Origin of the sequence: Microcystis sp. LE19-195.1E (assembly GCF_027532095.1) — a bacterium.
Taxonomy (GTDB): domain Bacteria; phylum Cyanobacteriota; class Cyanobacteriia; order Cyanobacteriales; family Microcystaceae; genus Microcystis; species Microcystis aeruginosa.
The window spans coordinates 1-5,379 of record NZ_JAPZSZ010000170.1 but is presented as its reverse complement, the minus strand read 5'-3'; the positions used below and the strand labels follow the sequence as shown (position 1 = coordinate 5,379).

Annotated in this window: 2 protein-coding genes and 2 pseudogenes; 1 reads left to right on the top strand and 3 read right to left on the bottom strand. The window is 41.3% G+C overall.

Going from position 1 to position 5,379, the window contains the following annotated elements; translation table 11 throughout:
- Positions 1–679: 679 nt before the first annotated feature.
- Both O9300_RS09955 and O9300_RS09950 read right to left on the bottom strand, forming a co-directional pair.
- Positions 680–2,137, bottom strand: coding sequence for a DASH family cryptochrome (locus O9300_RS09955; RefSeq protein WP_287971498.1), 1,458 nt, complete (start codon positions 2,135–2,137; stop codon positions 680–682).
- Between the two features lie 54 nt (positions 2,138–2,191).
- Positions 2,192–4,504: a GumC family protein gene (locus tag O9300_RS09950; RefSeq protein WP_287971496.1), complete on the bottom strand. Its 2,313-nt coding sequence runs from the start codon at positions 4,502–4,504 to the stop codon at positions 2,192–2,194.
- Positions 4,505–4,864: 360 nt separating this feature from the next.
- Here O9300_RS09950 and O9300_RS09945 point away from each other — a divergent pair.
- A pseudogene (locus O9300_RS09945) lies at positions 4,865–5,179 on the top strand (IS4 family transposase); the annotation flags it as partial.
- Between the two features lie 78 nt (positions 5,180–5,257).
- Here O9300_RS09945 and O9300_RS09940 read toward each other — a convergent pair.
- A pseudogene (locus tag O9300_RS09940) lies at positions 5,258–5,379 on the bottom strand (IS630 family transposase); the annotation flags it as partial.

The following is a 5,379-nucleotide window of genomic DNA, read 5'->3' as shown; positions in this document are numbered from 1 at the left end:
CAGCACTTTTTCTCGGTCAATGATTAGGATAAGTTATAACTTAAAAATTAATCAACAACTAAAGCTTATGCTTGTAGCTAAGTGAAATCATTGATTAAGAGACCTGTACTTTTCAATGACTTTTTCAGCAAGCCCTAATTAACCCAAGAATTGCCCAGTGGTGTCCTTTAAGTTGTTCTCCTCTATCAGCATTTCCACTGTGGTCATGCCACTTCTGAACTCCTAACCCTTCTTTGTCCAATTATCGGAATTTTCTTCATTCTCTACAATTTTTGTCCTGTACTTAGGGTTTGCTGAAAAAGTTTGTTGGTGGGGTTAGGAGTCGGTCGTCGGTCGTCAGTAGCCGGTCGTTTCAGGCTTTGTTGCCCTCTTTTTTTATACCAGTTTATGTACTAAAAGAAGGATAATGCAAGGTTTTTGAAGGTCTTAATCCGATTTTCGCAGCATGAACATCGGATTTTAACAGGTCAAAAGCCTTATTTTAAAAGAGTTTTACCATTATTCAGCAAACCCTACTTAGGACTGAAATGTATATCTATCGTTGTTCATTCAATTTGACTGAAAAAATACGGGGCAATAAAAATAATTTTTATTTGGGTAAGTTTCTTGTCTAGAAATAATTTTATTCTTGAGACAATATTAGGTAGAAGTCCACTGATTACTGATTACTGATTACTGATTACTGTTCCCTGAAATGCTGAAGATAAATTTTTTCCTTGTGTTTGATGGATTGAAAAAAATCGACAATGGGACGAGGATAATTAACCCCTAAAATCACACCATAACGCTTTTGTTCCTCTGGAGATAATTTATAAGGTTCGTGAATTTTATCGCCTTTTATTAGGGCTAATTCGGGCAACCAGTGACGTAAATAATCACCTTTGGGATCATAATCTCTCGACTGTTTAGGGATATTAAAATAACGAAATCCTCGCGCGTCATTGCCGACACCAGCAGTGTAATTCCAATTACCCCAATTACTACAGACATCGTAATCAATTAATAACGACTCGAACCATTCTGCTCCCATACACCAATCAATACCGAGATTTTTGCTCAAAAAACTAGCGACATTTTGCCGGCCACGATTCGACATAAATCCTGTAGCGGCTAATTCTCTCATATTAGCATCTACAAGGGGATAACCGGTTTTTCCCTCACACCAGAGATTAAATCTTTCCCAATCTTCTAGCCAAGGTAAATAAAGTTCTTGCAAACCAGATTTATAGAAGATTTTATTACCGTGTTTACTGCAAATAAATCGGAAAAAATCTCGCCATAATAATTCAAAAATCAGCCAATAGGTAGAGTCATTTTTTACTCTTGTTTGTTCATATTTTTGTACTTCCTCATAGATATAACGGGGGGAAAGACAGCCAAAACTTAACCAAGCTGAGAATTTTGAGGAATAATTAGTCCCTAACATTTCATTGCGGGTTTCCTTATAGGTTTTTAAGGAATCACTATCCCAAATATATTCCTTAACCCGTGATTTTCCTGCCATTTCACCCCCTTGAAACGACAAAACACCTCGCCAGTCTAGAATTAGTTCTGTTAAGCCTAAATCGTTTAAACTAGGAAGATTTCCCAACTCTATTTTAGGCAATTTTGTCAACTTTTTCGGCGTGGGATAAGTTGCTCTTATCTCCCAATGACGTTCTACTTGTTTACGAAAATTAGTAAATAATTCTGGTAATTGATTAAGGGTAAAAGGTAAATCATCAGGATGATATAAAGTGGCTGTCCAAAAAGTTTTTATCTGCACAGGAACCCCGGATAAAGCCTTATTTACCGCTTTTTCTACCGCTAATTCCTCTGCTGTTACCTCTTGATGATAATAAACCTTGGCTATCTGCAATTCTTGAACTAATTGCGGGATAAGTTCTTCTGGTTTTCCCCGTCGGATAATTAAATTACCGCCTAAACTTTCCAGAGATTGTCGTAAATTTGCTACGCTTTCTAATAAAAATTTAGTCCGGAACTTGCCAGTTTTTGGAAACCCGTAGGAAGTAAAACCAAATTGACGCTCATCAAAACAATAGAAGGGAATTATCTCTAATTGTTCTTGAACAGCTTGATAAATTGCCTCGTGATCGTGAACTCGCAGATCATTGCGATACCAAATTAAAACCCGCATTTAACATCAATTAAAAGTTGATAACCGATAAATAGTAACTGGGATGGGATTTAATTATCTTTTGCCGTAGTAATGGCCATAGTAACGATAATTGTGGTCTTTCCGACTAACATTATTAGCCACTAAACCTAACACGGAAATGTGGGATAATCTCAGATCTTCCAGCAGATTTTTAAGCGCAAAGCGATCGGTTTTGCCCAGTTTGGTGACGAGAATTAGGCCAGTGGCCATGGCGGCGAGAATTTTCGCATCGGCAAAAGCGGCGAGAGGTGGTAGATCGTAGATAATTAGATCGAAGGCGTGGTCTTGCTGTAATTGCGAGATCATCTCCTGCATTCTCTGGGAAGAAAGCAAGCGGGTGGGATCCGGGGGAATTGAACCGGCGGTAAGAATCGATAAATTCTCGTAGCGGGGTAGGGATTGAACGGCCTCGTTCCAATCGAGACCCTCGGCGAGGACATTACTAAGGCCGTGGTCGTTATCGAGATTAAGTCGCTGGTGAATCTGGGGTCGTCGCAGGTCGGCATCCACCAATAAGACTCTTTGTCCCATACGAGCGGCAGCCTTAGCGATATTTATTGCCATGGTGGTTTTACCATCTCCCGGTGATAAAGAACTAATCACGAGGGACTTGAGGGGGGAATCGGAACCGAGGAGGCGAATATTGGTGTTAAGAGTGTGGAAAGCCTCCGAGAAGGGGGAGAAATTATAGTAGTAGGGGTTTTCGTTGGCTGATTTTGGGGTACTATTAGGGATAGTGATTTTGCGATCGCCGACTGTTAACTGGGGTAGGGCGGCGGTGATCACTTTTTCGATCGTACCTAGGTCTTTTTGCCAGGGAATTGCGCCTAAAAGGGGTAGCTTGGCATCTTCTTTTAGTTCATCTGCACTGTGATGAACGGGGTCTAATCTTTCAGCTAAAAAGGCCGCCCCTAGGCCTAGTAACAGGCCACCAATAACCCCTAAAGCCAGATTTCGCACGGGTTTAGGAGAAACGAATTCTTCCTCTACTTCTGGAGGAGCGATCAATTGCCAAGGGACGACCTGTTGTGCCACCTTGAGTTGGAGTTTTTGTTGTTCCTCCAGAAAACGGCCGAGACTGGTGGTGGCAATTTCCAATTCTCGCTGCAAATCCGTATAACGACGGGCTAAAACCGCCAGATTTTTGACCGAGGCTTTCTGTTGTTCGAGGGCTTGGGCAAGGGATTTTACCTTAATTTCTAGGGTTTGGCGACTGTTAGCGGCCTCCACCAATTGCTGGGTTAATTCTACCCGCAGAGCGCTCCGTGATACCAAAGCCGGGGAATTACCCACTGTCTGGGGCAGTTTTTCCCCTAGGGTTCTCTGGGCTTCGTTTTGCAGTAGGGGCAGTAAATTAGCCCGTTTTTCCTCTAGGGTGGCGATTATCGGGCTATCCTTGGCAAAAACTGCCGATTGTTTCGCCAATTCCACTTCCACTTCTTGCAACTGCTGGAGCAAATCTTGATAACCGGGAGATTCACTGAGATAAGTAGCGATAATTGCTTGATTAGGGTCTAATCCCACCTGTTGCTGTAAAGCTTGATAGCGAGAGTTAATTTCGTTAAGGGCGACTTGGGCTGCCCGATGATCTTGTTCAGTAGTGGTTAACTGTTGTGATAAACGAGTCGCCTCTTTATCGGGATCCAGGAAATTGTATTGCTGCCGGAATTGCTGCATTTGTTTTTGTAGAGAATTAACTCGTTCCCGCAGCACGGGCAATTGAGCGTTAACAAAATCTAAGCCTTGATTAATTTCGGTCTTCCGTTCCTGAGAACTATAGTTTAGGTAATGACGGGCTAAATTATCTAAAACCAGCTTAATTTTTTCCGGTTCCGCATCTTGATAGGAAATTTCTAAAACTTTCGTCTTTTTTAATCGACTAATTTTGAGATCAGATTTGCCAGTTTCACCAATTAAATCACTGTAGGTAAAATCGGGATACTTAGGGGTTATTTTACTAAGGATGGGGTTAAGAAGTTGAGGACTGGTTAAAACAGCGATTTGGGTATCATAATCGATGTCTTCACCACCTAGCTGAGGTAGGATATCTTGGGCTGCCAGTCTGGAAGAACTTTTATTTTCCTCAATCGGTTGACCGATGAGCAGCAGGAATCTACCTTGATAGATAGGGGTTTTTAAGAAAGTCCAAGTAGCGATCGCACCTGTTACTCCTAGGGTGATGCCAGCGATTATCAACCAGCGATGCTTGACCACAGAAAGGACTTGACGCAGGTTGAGTTCCTCTTCTTCCTGCGTCGGGGAGGGGATAAAAGCTGGTTGAGCAAAAACTGGTAGATTTCCTTGGCTTTGGGTTTTCAAAGCCCCGTTTTGTTGGTTGTTCATCATTAATCAAATAGTCAAGGGATAACTGTATTAGACCGCATCTAGTATGCCAGTATAGCTTGAGAATAATTTGGGAATTTGTCCAAACATGGTATCTAGTTAAAATAGCCTCAAACCCTTATAGAGTAAGGAATATGACATCTAAAGCTGAGATTGACTTCGGGACACTTTTAAGGATATAAACCGCAACCAGCTAGAGAACTGGAATTTCACGGGCAGGCCATTAACCCTTAAAAGTATTGCTATGCAAGGATCATAGCCGAAAAAGCCAAACTACGGGTTTCCCTGTGGATGCGGTTTAAAAGATTTTAAAGTAGGCGGGAGTAGGGTTTGATGAGAAATAGAACCAATCTCCAAAACCCTATGAACCAGTATAGTGCCTTAAAGCAAGCCCTTCAACCCCATCTCGGATGGTATGGTGCCAGAATTTCGTTTCTGGCACTATTCCTACTAGCCTTAATCAAAGTCAAAACCGTCAATCTGAGGGAGTTAGCAGTTGGATTTGGAGGTAAAGCTCTGAAAGAGTCTAACTACAAAAGATTACAACCCTTTTTTCGATGATTTGAGCTAGATTACTCCTAAATTGCCAAAATTGTTGTGAGTTGGATGAAGCTCCCCCAACCTTGGGTGTTGAGTCTTGACCGAACTACCTGGGAGTTTGGCGACCATTGTTACAATAGATCTCTTGCAAAAGTAATCAAGATATATCCTTTTGTCGGTAACGAAGTTCGTAATTGTAGATAAGCTTTTACGCATTTAAGTTACATTGACAGCATTACCCTTATTTTTAAGTTTTCTACTCCATTTAATAATCAATCCCCCTTCATTTAAAAGCTGATTGACTACTTTTTCCAGTTCTTCTTTATTTTCAAATTCTC